Here is a 15,679-nt window from a genome sequence, read left to right on the forward strand (position 1 = left end):
CACTCACCCGAAATCCTTTACTTTGCCCACCTAGATTATGAAAAGTATACAAAGCATTTTATTGTGGATAGTGGCAGCTGCGGTAGCTGTACTTTATGTGTTGCATTTCAGTGGTAAAAAGCCAAAGGAAACAACGAGTGGTATAGTAAAAAGAGATAGTGCTGATGCAAAGGAGCAACATATCAGGGTTGCATATATCGATCTTGATACTATTCAGAAATATTATGAATTCTTCAAATTGAAGAATGATGATATTGAGCGTGAAAAAACACGTTACGATAACCAGATACAAAGTGAGTTGAATAAACTTGAACGTGACCGTATCGAGTTCCTTAAGAAGGGACAAGCCATTACGCAAGTGGAAGCAGAAAAGTTTCAACAGGAGTACCAGACACGCTATCAGCAGATCGGTCAGCGTCAGCAAACATTGCAAGGCCAACATCTCGAAAACCAGGCAAAAGCAATTGATGATATCCAGAAACGCATCAACGAATACCTGAAAATTTATAACCAGGAAGGCAAGTACAACTTCATCTTTTCTACACAGGAGGGTAACCCAACTCTCTATTTTAAGGATACAGCTTTCAACATTACCAACGAAGTGCTGAAAGGTCTTAACGACACTTACAAGCAATCTAAGAAGCAATAGCGTTTTCGAATTAATCCTTATCTTCCGTTTCATTATTTTGAAACGAAACCAATGCTATGTCTTCAACTCAACAGGAATTTAAACCATCTTTAAGTTTACTGGATGCAACAATGGTTGTTGCAGGCTCCATGATCGGCTCAGGTATTTTTATTGTAAGTGCCGACATTACACGTAACGTGGGCAGTGCAGGTTGGTTATTAGTAGTGTGGCTCGTTACAGGTTTTATGACCTTAACTGCAGCACTTAGTTATGGAGAGTTGAGTGCCATGTTTCCAAAAGCAGGTGGCCAATATGTTTACCTGAAAGAAGCATTTAATAAACTTGCTGGTTTCCTCTACGGATGGAGTTTCTTCACGGTTATTCAAACAGCAACTATTGCAGCAGTAGGTGTTGCGTTCTCAAAATTCACCGGTTATTTTATTCCTGCATTGGATATTAACGATGAGAACATCCTGTTCCAGATTGGTGTGTTTAAATTATATCCTGCACAGATCGTCTCAATAGTTATCATCGCATTACTTACCTATATCAACACAAGAGGTGTGAATGGTGGTAAAGCCATTCAAACTGTATTTACAATCACAAAGCTTCTCTCACTTTTTGGATTGATCGTTTTCGGATTGATGATGGCTGCAAAAGCAGATGTGTGGAATGCTAACTGGAGTAATGCATGGGAGATGAATAAACTTTCTGAAGGTGGAATGATCGCAGGAGTTGCAGGCAGTGCGGTGTTAGGTGCAATTGCTGCATCAATGGTTGGTTCAATTTTCAGCAGCGATGCGTGGAACAACGTTACATTCATTGCAGGGGAAATAAAAAATCCAAAACGAAATATTGGGTTAAGTCTTTTCCTGGGAACATTGATCGTTACACTTATTTATGTTGCAGCGAATGTGATGTACATAAGTGTATTGCCGATGAATGAAATTGCATTTGCAAAACAAGATAGGGTAGCAGTTGCTGCTGCCAATGAAATTTTTGGCAACGTCGGCACTTATGTAATTGCAGCTATGATCATGATCTCAACATTTGGTTGTATCAATGGTTTGGTATTGGCAGGTGCAAGGGTGTATTATACTATGGCGCAGGATGGCTTGTTTTTTAAACAGGCCGGAACGTTAAATAAAAATGCTGTACCACAATGGGCTTTATGGGCACAATGTGTGTGGGCATCCTTACTTTGTTTGAGCGGACAGTATGGCGACCTGCTAGACATGATCTCTTTTGTAGTGGTGCTCTTTTATGTGCTTACCATCATCGGTATATTTGTACTGCGTGCAAAGCGCCCGGATATCGAACGTCCTTATAAAGCATTTGCTTATCCAATATTGCCGATCATTTATATTATTCTTGGATTGACGTTTTGTTTCTTCCTGATCACCATGAAGCCGTTATATGCAGGTATTGGATTTGGAATTGTTTTATTAGGCATACCTGTTTATTATATTGCAGTCGCAAATCAAAAGAAGTAGGTCTATTATGAGCGTTTCGAAGTTTGATCAGTTGTTTCAGCAATTCTCACAACTAAAAGCGGGTGTGATTGGTGATGTTATGCTTGATACGTATATGTGGGGACATGTTGAACGTATTTCACCGGAAGCCCCTGTTCCCATTGTAGCATTAGATAAAACCGAATACCGTGTTGGTGGCGCATCAAATGTTGCATTGAATATTGCTTCGTTAGGTGCTTCAGTTTCTATCCTGAGTGTAATCGGCAATGATGATGATGGTAAACAGTTGCGTCAGTTACTGGAACATCAACAGATCAAGACAGATTTTTTACTTGGCAGCGATAAGCGTGCAACCACAAGTAAAACAAGGATCATCAGCCGCAACCAGCAAATGATGCGGCTAGATAAAGAAATTGCAACCGATCTTGGTTATGAAGATGAAAACAGGTTGATCCTTGCATTGCAGACATTCATTGCACAGGAAAAACCCGATGTGATCATCTTTGAAGATTACAATAAAGGTGTGTTGACTGAACTGGTGATACAAAAGGCAATCGCACTTTGCAAGCATCATGGAATTCTCACAACGGTCGATCCAAAGCGTAAGAATTTCTTTTCTTATAAATCAGTAGATGTATTTAAGCCGAATCTGAAAGAAGTAAAAGATGCATTGAATCTTCTAGTTGAGAACGTGAATGAAGAATCACTTCGTCATATTCATACAGAATTAAAAGCTCAATTGCAACATCATATTTCATTCATCACTCTCTCTGAGAAAGGTGTGTTCTATCAGAATGAAGAACAAGCGGCTGTTATTCCATCGCACCTGCGCAGTATAGCAGATGTAAGTGGTGCAGGCGATACTGTGATTGCTGTTGCTTCATTGGTATATGCTGCTACGAAAGATGTTGAACTGATGGCTGAAGTTGCAAATATTGCCGGTGGATTGGTTTGTGAAGAAGTAGGTACGGCTGCCATCAACCGAGAGCGATTGATCCAGGAGTGTAAATTATTATTGAATTAAACATGGCTGATTTTTCCATTGCTATACATGGTGGTGCAGGTACGATCCTTAAAAAAGATCTGACTCCCGAACTGGAAGAAGCTTACACAAAAGGTCTTGCTGATGCAGTAGCAAGTGGCTACGAAGTATTGGCCAATGGTGGCAGTGCTGTTGATGCAGTTACAGCCGCAGTTATTTCCCTCGAAGATTGTATTCTCTTTAATGCAGGCAGAGGTTCTGTATTTACAAAAACAGGCGGGCATGAAATGGATGCAGCCATCATGAATGGTATTTCGTTAGAAGCAGGTGCAGTTGCCGGTGTGAGTAGTGTAAAGAATCCTGTAGTTCTGGCAAAAGCGATTATGGAAAAAAGTGAACATGTAATGTTGAGTGGGGAAGGTGCTTTGCTGTTCGCTAAGCAACAACAATTGCAACTGGAGCAAGAAGATTATTTCTTTTCAAAATTCCGTTACGATCAATGGCAATTAGTAAAGAATGAAGATGTAATTGCATTGGATCATAATATTCAAACAGAAAAGAAATTTGGAACAGTAGGTGCTGTTGCCTGCGATGCTAATGGAAACGTAGCGGCTGCAACAAGCACAGGTGGCATGACGAATAAAAATTTTAATCGTATTGGGGATACTCCGGTGATAGGTGCTGGCACGTACGCCAATAATCAAACATGCGCTATCTCATGCACAGGCCATGGTGAATTATTTCTGCGTGCTGTTGCAGCCTATGATGTGAGTTGCCTGATGGAATACAAGGGCATGAACCTTCAGCAAGCAATGGAAATTGTTACACTTGATAAATTAGTTAAGATCAATGGTGAAGGTGGTATGATCGGGGTGGATGCACATGCAAACACTGCCATGGTCTTTAACAGCGAAGGCATGTACCGTGCCATGCAAAATAGTAAAGGCGAAAAACAGATCGCTATTTACAAGTAAAAACTCTCTCTTATCTTTGAAGCTATGCAAACATATGTTGTAATTGTGGCCGGCGGTGCCGGTAAACGAATGGGTTCTGTACTTCCAAAGCAATTTTTACTCTTAAAGAATAAGCCTGTCTTATACTATACGATCGATGTTTTTTTAAAAGCATTGCCCGATTGTAAAGTAATTGTAGTGTTGCCGGAAGAGCATCTCGAGTTAGGTAAAGAGATCATTGATGGTTTTTTTGATGCAGAACGTATACAGTTGACCGTTGGTGGTGAAACACGTTTTCATTCTGTGCAAAATGGGTTGAAGCTGGTAGAAGAAGAGTCGATCATTTTTGTGCATGATGGTGTACGTTGTTTGGTGAGTGAAGAGTTGATTCAACGTTGTTATGCGGCCGCATTGGAAACAGGCAGTGCCATTCCTGCTATAGAATGTCGTGACAGTGTACGTATGGTCACTGAAGAAGGGAATGATCCTGTTGACAGAAGTAAACTACGTTTGGTACAAACGCCACAAACTTTTCATAGTAAAATATTACTTCCTGCTTTTGCGATTGATTACAAAGCATGGTTTACCGATGAAGCAAATGTTGTGGAAGCATTTGGTTTGAAAGTAACGCTAGTACAGGGCGAGGATACAAACATTAAGATTACAAACCCGATAGATTTGGTAATTGCCGAGAAGATACTTGAGGGATAATAACTCATCATTCATTACTCATCACTCATTCCTTCAGCCACTTCAGTAATTTCGGTAAACGGTTCATGCGTAAGGCAGGGTATCGTTCTTCAGTAGCTCCGTAACTACTGTAGAAGAAAGCAAGATTGCGGATATCACTTCCTTCAAAATCAAGTATTGTATTTGTTCCTGCGTGTGTAGCAATAAACCGGTCGATCAAATAATGCGAAGCGCCCAATGTTTTTCCGTTAGGATGATTACCCACCAGAATATAATACCAACGGTTATGCGAAAAAAGAAAAACCGCAGATGCAAGTAATTGACCATTGTGGTTGTAAATCCCAAGCGATTCTGCAAGTTGTTTCTCCTTTGCAATAGAAAATAATTTCTTGAATCGATCCATTTGTTCATCTCTAATAGCTGAAACACGTTGCATGGTTTCTTTGGCTAACCCAATGATGTCTTCTACAGCAATATTCTGTTTTGCTGTTAATCCACTTTGCTCTGCTTTCCTGATGTTTCGTTTCAGGTTAGTACGATATTGCTCTGCTATTTCAGTATATGGGTTATTTAAGGCAAGTATATAGTTTACCCGTTCAGTTAATGCGAATCCATCAACAGGAAACAAGTTATTGTGATTGAGATAAATATCGATGTAACGGAATCGTTTGGGTATCTTTTTCAGGAATGCTTCTGTAACTACGGCATTGATTTGTTTTATTGAAAAGATACCAAGGCTGGCACAGAAATAAGGTTGAAAAAGATAGTGAATACCATATTTTTTATTCCATGTGAGTGGCATGATGGCTTCATAGTCGTTCAGCACCAACGCATCCCAATGATCTGTTATTGCATCAAGATACCAGGAGTAAGCGTAAATCAAACCATTGCTTGCGTGTTGCACACAGTTATCCCATTTTTGCTTATCAATTTCAGCATGTGATATGTATTTGATCTGTAGCATCAGAAAGGCATGCGACGGTCAATCTTTTTCAAACTGAAGTTCTGAATATCGATCGTAAATGAAATATTTTTCAGGAAACGTTTTTCAGTGATCGTTGATAAGAAATAATCTTTATATGGCTTGCTGTAAAACAGCGGCGCATAAATATTAATCGTATTCTTGAATAATGACAATTGCAAACCTGCATTATATAATACTTTGCTACCTTCTGCATTGGCTTTCCATGCATCGGCATACGTGCCAATATCCATGTACACTTTCAGCGGAACTTTAAAAGGCAGTATGTTCAGGATATTGATCTGATCAGGAATGTCGGTTGAAAAATTAAGTGCCATCAGCCAATCATCTGTCTTACCAATTTTATTCGCCAACAGATCAGTTCGAACTTTAAAGCCGCCATCACGCATCATCATTTGTTGACTGGCAAAACCTTCAAATTCATTTCGTCCAACAAAATAATTGCTGTATGTATAATCTTCATATCCCTTTGGAGCTGATAAGTTCAGATGATAAGGATCGGTTCCAAATCGTTTGCTGATCGTACGTTCGCCGAGATAAATAAATTTACCTGCAAACACCCTGATGTCGGCACCAAGTTTTTCATTGTAGTTGAAATAGTAATTACCTGTAAATGCAAGCCGTACAAAATCTCTTGCCTGTTCAGCCATTAACTCACCACGATAGGGATAAAGTACCCTGTTATCCTGAATAACAAAACGCAGTTGGTTCAAATACCTGCTTGCACTCGTTGTTGTAATTTTTGTAAAACGATCTCCGTTGGGAAAAGTATCGCTTCTGAAACGAAGATCATCTTCATCCAGTAAAAATGTTTTCCATTGTATAAAACGTTCCCTGGTACTTCTTGGATTTTTTTCTGCAAACACAAACTTGAGCGATGGTGCAATTTTCCTGAAGCCGGTTATATATTTTTGATTTGCTGTATCAACAAAATCATTCGTGCTGAACTTTAATGCATTTACTGCAAGCGTTATCCGCTGAAAGGTTTTTGACGGATACATCGTATAGCTTGCACGTGCAACTCCGTTTAATTGTTTACTTCTGGTGCCGTACATGGGAGCCACAATAAACTGGAACTTTGTGGGAGGAAGCGTATAATTTGTGAGTGCAGCTCCAATCATAAAGCCATCATACATATTGATGCCGGCAACGGGTGTAATGATCAAAGCGTTTGTTGTATTGCTGTTGTTGGCGGCAAACGGAGCAATACGTAACTTCTTTTTAGCCGGTGGCTGCAAAGAATTTTCCTGGTGTAATAAAGCAAAAGCAGAGTCAAGATTTTTTCCACTGCTTTTTTCAAGTGAAGCTTTCAGATCAGAAGGATAGGGGTGTTTGTGTTTCCACTCCTCGAAATATTGTTGCATCCCTTTGAGGAATACGTCACGCCCCAACTCATTTTCCAGCATCTGCATAAACTGTGCACCTTTCTCATAAGCGATCAATGAATAATTCGCTTCTGTTAAACTGTCTGCAGTTGTACTTAATGGTTGAGCGAGATGCAAGCGTTCAAACGTTTCAAGGAATACTGCATCGTTTGCATTCAATAGAAGTGGCTTTTTCTTTTTAGCAGTTGGCTTATATCGGCTCAATTCTTTTTCAAACCACTTATCGTAGTAACTGTTAATGCCTTCATCAAACCAGGGATAAACCTGTTCGTTATTGGCAATCATTCCCTGAAACCAGTTATGACCAACTTCATGCTCAAGTACACTCTCCAGGTTTTTTTCTGTTGACATTGGAGTTATGGCAGTGATACAAGGATATTCCATGCCTCCTTCAAAGCCCATCTTTGCTTCAACTGCTGCTATTGTATTGTAAGGATATTCACCAATAACGTTACTTCTGAAACGAACCGCATCTTTTACCATGTGTGTACTGTTCTTCCAAACAGATTTACTTTCTGCTGAAAAGGCGGTGAACACATCAACTACCCTGTTATTGTTTAGCTGAATGGTATCATAGCGAACAAGATATTTTTTATCAGCAAACCATGCAAAGTCGTGGACATTGTTTTGTGTATAGAAAAGTGTTTTCGTTTCTTCTTTGTTTGCAATAACAGGTAAAGGCTTGGTTGTTTTTTTTGTTGTCGGCGCAGGCTTTTTTGTTTTAATGACTTGTTTGGGTTCATCAATTCTTGCTTTATCTTTCAGCCATTGGAGTTCTTCACTGTTTTGCAAGTTCCCTGTGCTGAGTACCACATAACTTTTCGGCAAGGTGATCTTCACTTCATAATTACCAAACTCACTGTAAAATTCTCCTTGGTCTAAATAAGGCATAGGGTGCCAGCCATAACGGTCATACACAGCCGGTTTTGGATACCACTGTGTTACCTGGTAAGTTTTGCCAATGTGCCCGCCTCTTGAGAAATTCTTCGGCAGCTTTACATGAAAAGGAGTTGTGAGCTCAATGGATGCGCCGGGTGCCAACGGTTGTGGCAACAGTACTTTAATGATATCGATATGTTGTGGATGATCTTCTGTTTTTGCAAGCACGGAGTTTACACGAAAATCTAGACGGTTTATATAGCCGCGGTCTTCACTATTGGAGAAATAAAAATCTGTACGACCGTTTTCAAGCAACTGATCACTGAAAGCCGTTCTGTCGGTGCGATACGCATTGGGCCATAAATGAAACCAGATGAACCGTAAGGTATCAGGCGAGTTATTGATGTATTCAATTTTTGCAAAACCATCTAGACTATGGTCTGCATCGTTGAGCGTAACATCAAGTTTAAAATTAACCTGCTGTTGCCAGTATGTTTGCTGGGCATGCAGAGAATTGGTGGCGATTAGCAGCAGGAGGGAAAGGATATATTTCACTCAATGGGTTTTTTCAAAAATAACATCTTCTTTCCGTTACACCTATAGTTTGCGGGGCTGTTTTAGCAGGGCGAATATTTTGTTTAGTTTTTTACCGCTTACCTGTTCCATCACCTGTTGAAAATCTTCAGGGTAAGGGTGTTTGAATTTCCAAAGCTGGAAGTATTTTTTCATTCCTTCGTTGAATTTGTCTGCTCCTGTTTCGTTTCGCAATAACCGGATCCATTTATTTGCCTTGCCATAAACTGCAGCAAAATAAGCTTCTGTACTTCCGAAACGTTCAGCAGGTTGGTCAATAGGGTCATAAAAATCCTCCCAATCAACCGGGCTTGATTTTTCGAAAAGATGACTGTACCAATCAGTAAACCCTTCATCCATCCATGCATGGTTCCGCTCATTTGTGCCAACAACGCCATAGAACCAGTTATGAATGATCTCATGTGTAAGTACGTAGTCAGCCGACTGGTTTAGTAAACTGATCATGGGATATTCCATACCTGCACTGAACCTGTTGCCATTACCTTCCACTGCTGAAATAGTTCCGTATGGATATTCACCAACTACATCTTTCATGAAGAACAGCGTTCTGGCAATTTCATCATTCGCTTTATCCCAAAACGAAAACCTCTTTGTTTTTGAAAAAGTGAAAACATCCACAATGCGTTGGTTACTGAGCAAGGTTTGGTTATAGCGGATAATAAAATTTTCAGAAGCAAACCATGCAAAGTCGTGGATGTTGTTTTGAACAAAACGTACTGTTTTATGTGATGAATCCGTAACCGGTTGATATTTTATGCCGGCTTTGTTCCTGTTTTTTGTGCCAATGATTTTGTACAATTCCAATTCGCTTTCGGTTGCAAGTTCGCCTGTGGCCGCCACTACATAAGTTGATGGCAGTGTAATTGACACATCAAAGCTGCCAAACTCACTGTAAAATTCACCTCTGTCGAGGTAAGGCATCGGGTGCCATCCTTTGCGATCATATACGGCCGGTTTAGGATACCATTGTGTGATGTAAAAATCATTTCCTGCATAACCCAGCCTTGATTTGTATTCCGGAATAAACACACGAAATGGAGTTCTGATGATCATCTTTTCGCCGGGCAACAAAGGGTTGTTGAGCAAAAGTTTTACAATATCAATATGTTCAGGGTGAGGTTCAATTGTAAGCGTATCGATGCCAATAGTAAAACGAAGACTGTCGATATAGCCGATATTATTACTTACATAAGTACTCCCCGTTTGTTTTGCATATGCTGTTTGATCGTTCCTGTATGCGTTGGGCCAAAGGTGAAACCAGATATAGGTTAATGTATCAGGTGAATGATTAGTGTAGTGTATCTCTTCTGAACCATGCAGGATATTGCGTTTTGTTTCAAGCGAAACATCGATCCTGTAATTTACTTCCTGTTGCCAGTAACATGTTTTTTGTGCAAAGCTGAAATGAAAGAGGAACAGCAACAGAAAAGAAAATAAGGATTTCATATGCAGCGTTTAAATATAATATTGCTGTTATCTGCCCTTGCCTAAAAAGATCAACCTGATTGTATGGATGATGATCTTTATATCAAGGGCAAGTGAAATATTTTCAATATAGATGAGGTCGTATTTACTGCGTTCGATCATTTGTTCTACGTTTTCAGCATAACCAAACTTGACCATACCCCATGAAGTGATACCGGGTTTTACTTTCAGGAGGTAACGATAATAAGGGGCACTCGCAACGATTTGATCAATATAAAATCTGCGTTCGGGTCGTGGACCCACCAAACTCATTTCTCCTTTGAGAATATTCCAGAACTGTGGCAATTCATCGAGCCGCCATTTGCGCATTACTTTACCCCAAGGAGTAATGCGTTGATCTGTTTCAGAAGATAATGCAGGACCATTTTGCTCTGCATCCACAATCATGGAACGGAATTTATGAATGTAGAAGGGCTTACCTTTTAAACCTATCCTTTCCTGCGAATAAAATACCGGTCCTTTTGACGACAACTTTACTCTAATGGCAACAAATAATAACAGTGGCAACAACAATATGAGCGATAACAGAGATGCAATGATGTCCATCAATCGTTTTATGTTTTGCTGCCACTCGCTCATCATGCCTGTGTGCAGATCTATGAGCATTGCACCAAATACATTACTGGTTCGAACAGAACCGGAGAGAATATCTACTGTGTTTGGCAATAGTTTAATACTTACATCATGCTCACTCAATATACTAAGTGATTGTTCAAGTGCCTGCCGCTCTTTTTCTTCAGTTGCAATAATCACCTGCTCTATTTTATGCGTTCTGATTACATTCGACAGATCAGGCAACTTTCCCAAGGCAGGCAAATATTTACTAAGGCCGTTGGAGCTGCTTTCTTCCGGATAAAGAAATCCTGAGAAATGAAAGCCTTGTGTTTCGCTGCTTTCTTTAATGTCTTTATAAAGTTTGATGGCGCTCTGCTTCGCACCAATAATGAGTGTGTTGATCTTTACATTGCCTGCAAGAAACTGGCGTTTAATATTGGTTAGTATGATCCAACGCAATAACCATGTAAAGCTGAATTGCAGAGCAAAAAGTAAGATTGATTCTTTATAGTAAAAGGTGTAGGAACCAATACGATCATCAAGCAGCAAGGCAAAGAAAAGTATAAGACAACCGAGCAGGCAACAGAAGAAAGTTGTAGTGAGTTCCTGCAATCTTGATTTGCTATAAAGGTTTTTATAACTGCCAAAAAGGTGATAGAGTATCAGCCAAAATATCGGGATGAGAAAAATGCCGGCAAAAAAACTACTGTCTAACGCCTGATTAAATAATGTGGATGCTTCGCCAAGTAAAATTCTCCGAAGCAGGTAAAACAATCCCCATGCAAAAGTTGCAGAAAGCCAATCGGCAGCAACATACCAGCCAATATGTATCCGTGGTGTTTGATTCATGCATTATACAGCGGTGGTGCGCTGAATTTTTTGAAGTATCTGGTGAGCGACATCCATTGCTCTTAATCCATCCACTTCACTTACGGGTATAGGGTTATCATGTAAGATCGCATCTCTGAAATGTTCCAGTTCCATTTTTATGGCATTCACATCTTTCACAAACGGGTTAGAAATGGCTATGGTCTTCTTTCCATTGTTTGTTTCAATGTCGAACGTAAATGCTTCTTTATCGTCGGGATTTTTCATTCGTATAATCTCTGATTTCTTTTCAAGAAAATCAATACCGATATAAGCATCACGTTGAAACAACCGGATCTTTCGCATTTTTTTCATGCTGATGCGACTGCTGGTGAGATTAGCCACACAGCCATTATCAAATTCAATACGAACGTTGGCGATATCAGGGGTGTCGGTCATTACTGCAACGCCGTTTGCATATACATTCTTTACATCGCTTTTTACGAGACTCATGATAATATCAATATCATGGATCATCAGATCAAGTATCACACTCACTTCCGTTCCCCGGGGATTAAATTGTGAAAGACGATGTACTTCAATAAACATCGGGTTCAGCTTCAGGTCTTTCACAGCCAGGAAAGCGGGATTAAACCGCTCTACATGACCTACCTGAAGTTTAATATTGGCCTCACGTACCAGTTTCACCAGTTCATTGGCTTCATCCATGGTGTTGCACATGGGCTTTTCCACAAAAACATGCTTGCCTTTACGCACTGCCAGCTGGCAAAGTTCAAAATGGTAATTGGTTGGAGCTACAATATCGGCCGCATCACAGAGCGACATCAGCTCTTCAGGATCGGTAAAACGTTGAAGCTGGTATTTCTCCGACACGGCTTTTGCGGCTTTGTCGTTTGGATCGTAAAAGCCTACCAATTCAACGCCCTCTATTTCCTTCCAGTTGTTGAGATGAAATTTACCAAGATGACCGGTACCAAATACAGCTATTTTGAGCATTTAATTCAATTAAGTAGAGACAAATATAAACTATGGTTGTTATGGGGTTATCCTGTATTGTTCTTTTCCTGAAAAAAGATGAAAAACATTTTTTACGAAATATTCAAAACCCCTATCTTTGCCGTCCCGAAAAATGAATGATAATTGGTTCTTGATCAGGCATTCATGCATAGGGTAGTTGGATCGGTAGTTCAGTTGGTTAGAATGCCGCCCTGTCACGGCGGAGGTCGCGGGTTCGAGTCCCGTCCGGTCCGCAAAAAGCCACTCAAATTTGAGTGGCTTTTTTGTGTTTAAAGAGGTATGTGAGCCACTGATAAACCAGATGAAAGAACCCGGCAGGCAGGGTTTATCCGGTACGAATCTTCATTACGAGTTAACTGCATTTTCCGGCGCAGAGAAAAAAGAAGCAGAGAGTTTCGCAGAGACTTCCTTAGTCCGGTCGAATGCAAAGCATTTGGGGTGCTGTTGATGGGAATGAAAGCTGTCGGATTTATACGTCGTGAGCGCTTTAAGTAGGGAGTATCATGGGAGTAAGGTGGGAGTAAAGTGGTTTAAAGAGCGAAGGATGAGCGAAGGATGAAGGCAATGAGCAAGGGGCAAAGGGATTAGGAATAGGGAATTAGGGATTGGGAATTTGGAATGGTGTGCTGCATTGAGATGTTGGGGGCCGGGAAGGGAACAATGGCAGCGGCGGGGAGGCCCTGCAGACGGCTTTGCTTTAGAATTATGATTTCGTTTTTTCTTTTTCTTTTCCTGTTGCTGGTATAACCGGTTTACGGCATTGATGAACAGGGAGCTGTGTTCGTAAAAGAAAATACGGTTGTGACGGCCGATGCCTTTATCTACTTCCATCACCTGGTTGCTGGAAAGGGTGCCGATGGGGAGAAACCAGAGTTCTTCTTTGATGCTTTCGGTGGAAAAGAAACTGATAAAGTCATTGATGATTTTCCACAGCTGTTGTTTTGTTGGTTTATCACTTAACTGTTGTTTGAATGTGTGATGTTGTTCGGGGAGTGTGCTCATGTGCTGAACGTTTTGACCTCACCCCTGCCTCCCATGAAGCGGGACACAGGCTCTCCCGGTGGAGAGGGAGGAACGAGGTGATGTTTTAAAAGTGAAGAAGACGGAAAGAAAAGAGCCCAGGTGTTTACCCTTGATAAGAAATGCCTGTAAGTAAAGTTGTGCGTTGTTAGCACAATGATGAATAATTAAACCAAGATGCGGGACGGACAGAAAAGAAAATACTCCTTTTTAGGTATTGGCTTATTGTGTTTGGGGGGTTACATTGCCTGCTCATTTACTGCCAATCAATTAAGTTTATTTTATGCTGTTCATTCCTGTCTTTTTCCGCTCTTTATGCAGGCGGGTCCGGAGCGACCGATTTGCTGTAATGGTAACAGGTAAACAAACAAAGGCGGGTCTCTTTCAGGAGAATCACTTGCTAATAAAGCTGAACAATTGTACGAAAGCGAGCTATGTAGGGTTTATTGTAACAGCGATGCGGTTGAAGTTTCCAATAGAAACGGAACAATTATATTCAGTAGTGATTGATCCTGCGGAACAGTTGCGACAGTAAAGGTTCAAATGATACAGTGGGAATATGTTTTTCGTTAAACAGGTTATTGGTTTTTGGGTTTGTAAAAAAGTGCGTTTAGCTGTAACAGTGAGTTGGAAAGACGTTTTTGTTTCAGACAATTTTTCAGATATTTTTATACCATGCACAAATTTATTCGTTGGGCAGCAATGTTTGTATTGTTACCAATCAGCAGTACCATTCATGCACAACAGAACGAGGAACACGGTACCGGCCTTTTATTTGAGAGCATCAGTACGAGATCTATCCCACAACAGGCAACATTAACCACAGATAGTTATCGGGGATTGCCCACTTCGGTTTCGCTGGAAGCATATTGTCCGACGGCGGGAGACCAAGGTGAGTTGGGTACCTGTGTAGGATTTGCAACTGCCTATTCTTTACGTACAATTTTATATGTAAAAGCAAGGCGGGAGGCCGGATATACGGCAGACCCGAATGCGCATATCTTTTCACCAAGTTTTGTATATGAGCAAATTAAATCCAGCGATGATGTAATATGCAAAAAAGGAAGTTATATAGCCGATGCGTTGGAACTTTTGCAGTATGCCGGCGTGGCCACGCTTAAAACCTTGCCTTATCAGTGTGGAGCAACAATCTCGAATGAGGCTCTTAATGAAGGTGCCGCCTTTAAAATACTTTCTTACCAAAAACTTTTTAGTTCAGAAGAGCTGGACCTGAGTTATAAAATCTTGCTTACCAAAAAAGCGTTGTCTGAAGGAAACCCATGCTTACTGGGATTCAAGACGGCGAAAAGTTTTAAAGGAAAAGTCACAGATGTGTGGAAACAACAGCCAAACGATGCCGAACCTACATCAATCAATATAGGTCATGCGATGTGTGTGGTAGGGTATAACGATAATAAATACGGAGGTGCATTCCGGGTATTAAATTCGTGGGGCACAGGTTGGGGCGATAAAGGATTTATCTGGATTCCGTATAGTGATTTTGCAAAGTATGCTTATCAATGTTACCAGGTACAGGGCGAAAAAATAAAGCCTCAAAAAACAAATGATCCTGTTGCACTAAAACCGGATATCAAAGGCACAATACGTTTTCAGCAAAATACAGGAGAAGCTATGAATGTTTCTCTGCAACCTTCAACTTTTGCAACGGGTTTGCCTGCGTATAAAATGAATACAGAGTATGCAAGCGGAACACGTTTCAGGTTTTATATGAATACTTCAACTGATGCTTATGTATATGCTTTCGCTTCTGATCTTTCCGGAACCGTCAATCAGATTTTTCCTTTTGAAGAGACTATATCTCCTTTTCTTGGAAAGAACAGTACGGTAGCTTTTCCGTCTGAAACGAAAGTGATCAGGATGGATGAAAATAAAGGCACCGATTATTTATTGATTTTGTATTCGAAGAAACCACTGGATATGAAAGTGCTTTTGCAAGAAATGAAACAACAGCAGGGTAACTTATTGGTGAAAGCAAAGGCTGCTTTGCAAAGTAAATTAATGAGCCCTGCTCTTATTAGCTATTCAGCGGATCGTGTTGCATTTGAACAGAAGGCTTACACAGATGCAGATATACTCCCTGTACTTATTGAAATACCACATAATTAATATGATGCTTGCACACACATTAGAAGCAGTTAAGAAAATTATTTTACTGCTGTTTGCATTACTGGTTTTTGATTCCCTTTTC

Annotated in this window: 12 protein-coding genes and 1 tRNA gene; 7 read left to right on the forward strand and 6 right to left on the reverse strand. The window is 40.4% G+C overall.

Going from position 1 to position 15,679, the window contains the following annotated elements:
• The first annotated feature begins 37 nt into the window (after nt 1-37).
• From VK159_RS05605 to VK159_RS05625, 5 genes are read left to right on the forward strand one after another with little or no spacing between them, the layout of a single operon-like run.
• A complete protein-coding gene (locus VK159_RS05605; protein WP_324229151.1) occupies nt 38-649 on the forward strand; it encodes an OmpH family outer membrane protein in 612 nt (203 codons plus the stop codon).
• Between the two features lie 56 nt (nt 650-705).
• A complete protein-coding gene (locus VK159_RS05610) occupies nt 706-2,121 on the forward strand; it encodes an APC family permease (RefSeq protein WP_324229152.1) in 1,416 nt (471 codons plus the stop codon).
• Nucleotides 2,122-2,128: 7 nt separating this feature from the next.
• On the forward strand, nt 2,129-3,124 hold the full coding sequence (locus VK159_RS05615; RefSeq protein ID WP_324229153.1) for a bifunctional heptose 7-phosphate kinase/heptose 1-phosphate adenyltransferase: 996 nt from the start codon (nt 2,129-2,131) through the stop codon (nt 3,122-3,124).
• Between the two features lie 2 nt (nt 3,125-3,126).
• Nucleotides 3,127-4,056: an isoaspartyl peptidase/L-asparaginase gene (locus VK159_RS05620; RefSeq protein ID WP_324229154.1), complete on the forward strand. Its 930-nt coding sequence runs from the start codon at nt 3,127-3,129 to the stop codon at nt 4,054-4,056.
• A gap of 24 nt (nt 4,057-4,080) precedes the next feature.
• Nucleotides 4,081-4,746: a 2-C-methyl-D-erythritol 4-phosphate cytidylyltransferase gene (locus VK159_RS05625; RefSeq protein WP_324229155.1), complete on the forward strand. Its 666-nt coding sequence runs from the start codon at nt 4,081-4,083 to the stop codon at nt 4,744-4,746.
• Between the two features lie 25 nt (nt 4,747-4,771).
• On the opposite strand, the gene VK159_RS05630 is transcribed toward VK159_RS05625, so the two are convergent.
• From VK159_RS05630 to VK159_RS05650, 5 genes are read right to left on the reverse strand one after another with little or no spacing between them, the layout of a single operon-like run.
• Nucleotides 4,772-5,689, reverse strand: coding sequence for a GNAT family N-acetyltransferase (locus tag VK159_RS05630; protein WP_324229156.1), 918 nt, complete (start codon nt 5,687-5,689; stop codon nt 4,772-4,774).
• The gene (locus tag VK159_RS05635; protein WP_324229157.1) at nt 5,689-8,526 is read right to left on the reverse strand and encodes a M1 family metallopeptidase; all 2,838 of its coding nucleotides are present in this window, start codon (nt 8,524-8,526) and stop codon (nt 5,689-5,691) included. Before VK159_RS05635 ends, VK159_RS05630 begins: the two co-directional genes overlap by 1 nt.
• A gap of 42 nt (nt 8,527-8,568) precedes the next feature.
• Nucleotides 8,569-10,011, reverse strand: a complete 1,443-nt coding sequence (locus tag VK159_RS05640) for a M1 family metallopeptidase (RefSeq protein ID WP_324229158.1) — start codon at nt 10,009-10,011, stop codon at nt 8,569-8,571.
• 27 nt (nt 10,012-10,038) lie between these two features.
• Nucleotides 10,039-11,454, reverse strand: coding sequence for a sugar transferase (locus VK159_RS05645; protein WP_324229159.1), 1,416 nt, complete (start codon nt 11,452-11,454; stop codon nt 10,039-10,041).
• A gap of 3 nt (nt 11,455-11,457) precedes the next feature.
• On the reverse strand, nt 11,458-12,429 hold the full coding sequence (locus VK159_RS05650) for a Gfo/Idh/MocA family oxidoreductase (RefSeq protein WP_324229160.1): 972 nt from the start codon (nt 12,427-12,429) through the stop codon (nt 11,458-11,460).
• A 180-nt stretch (nt 12,430-12,609) separates the two neighbouring features.
• On the opposite strand from VK159_RS05650, the gene VK159_RS05655 reads away from it, so the two are divergent.
• Nucleotides 12,610-12,683: transfer RNA gene (locus VK159_RS05655), tRNA-Asp, on the forward strand.
• A 268-nt stretch (nt 12,684-12,951) separates the two neighbouring features.
• Here VK159_RS05655 and VK159_RS05660 read toward each other — a convergent pair.
• On the reverse strand, nt 12,952-13,452 hold the full coding sequence (locus VK159_RS05660) for a hypothetical protein (protein WP_324229161.1): 501 nt from the start codon (nt 13,450-13,452) through the stop codon (nt 12,952-12,954).
• 693 nt (nt 13,453-14,145) lie between these two features.
• Between VK159_RS05660 and VK159_RS05665 the strand changes: the two genes are divergently transcribed.
• Nucleotides 14,146-15,597: a C1 family peptidase gene (locus VK159_RS05665; protein ID WP_324229162.1), complete on the forward strand. Its 1,452-nt coding sequence runs from the start codon at nt 14,146-14,148 to the stop codon at nt 15,595-15,597.
• The last annotated feature ends 82 nt before the right edge of the window (nt 15,598-15,679 follow it).

Origin of the sequence: Lacibacter sp., from assembly GCF_035299325.1 — a bacterium.
Lineage (GTDB): Bacteria > Bacteroidota > Bacteroidia > Chitinophagales > Chitinophagaceae > Lacibacter.

Bases quoted from the DNA above. Each gene is read 5' to 3' on its own strand.
- VK159_RS05605 (WP_324229151.1), top strand. From the start codon at position 38: ATGAAAAGTATACAAAGCATTTTATTGTGGATAGTGGCAGCTGCGGTA.
- VK159_RS05610 (WP_324229152.1), top strand. From the start codon at position 706: ATGTCTTCAACTCAACAGGAATTTAAACCATCTTTAAGTTTACTGGAT.
- VK159_RS05615 (WP_324229153.1), top strand. From the start codon at position 2,129: ATGAGCGTTTCGAAGTTTGATCAGTTGTTTCAGCAATTCTCACAACTA.
- VK159_RS05620 (WP_324229154.1), top strand. From the start codon at position 3,127: ATGGCTGATTTTTCCATTGCTATACATGGTGGTGCAGGTACGATCCTT.
- VK159_RS05625 (WP_324229155.1), top strand. From the start codon at position 4,081: ATGCAAACATATGTTGTAATTGTGGCCGGCGGTGCCGGTAAACGAATG.
- VK159_RS05630 (WP_324229156.1), bottom strand. From the start codon at position 5,689: ATGCTACAGATCAAATACATATCACATGCTGAAATTGATAAGCAAAAA.
- VK159_RS05640 (WP_324229158.1), bottom strand. From the start codon at position 10,011: ATGAAATCCTTATTTTCTTTTCTGTTGCTGTTCCTCTTTCATTTCAGC.
- VK159_RS05645 (WP_324229159.1), bottom strand. From the start codon at position 11,454: ATGAATCAAACACCACGGATACATATTGGCTGGTATGTTGCTGCCGAT.
- VK159_RS05650 (WP_324229160.1), bottom strand. From the start codon at position 12,429: ATGCTCAAAATAGCTGTATTTGGTACCGGTCATCTTGGTAAATTTCAT.
- VK159_RS05660 (WP_324229161.1), bottom strand. From the start codon at position 13,452: ATGAGCACACTCCCCGAACAACATCACACATTCAAACAACAGTTAAGT.
- VK159_RS05665 (WP_324229162.1), top strand. From the start codon at position 14,146: ATGCACAAATTTATTCGTTGGGCAGCAATGTTTGTATTGTTACCAATC.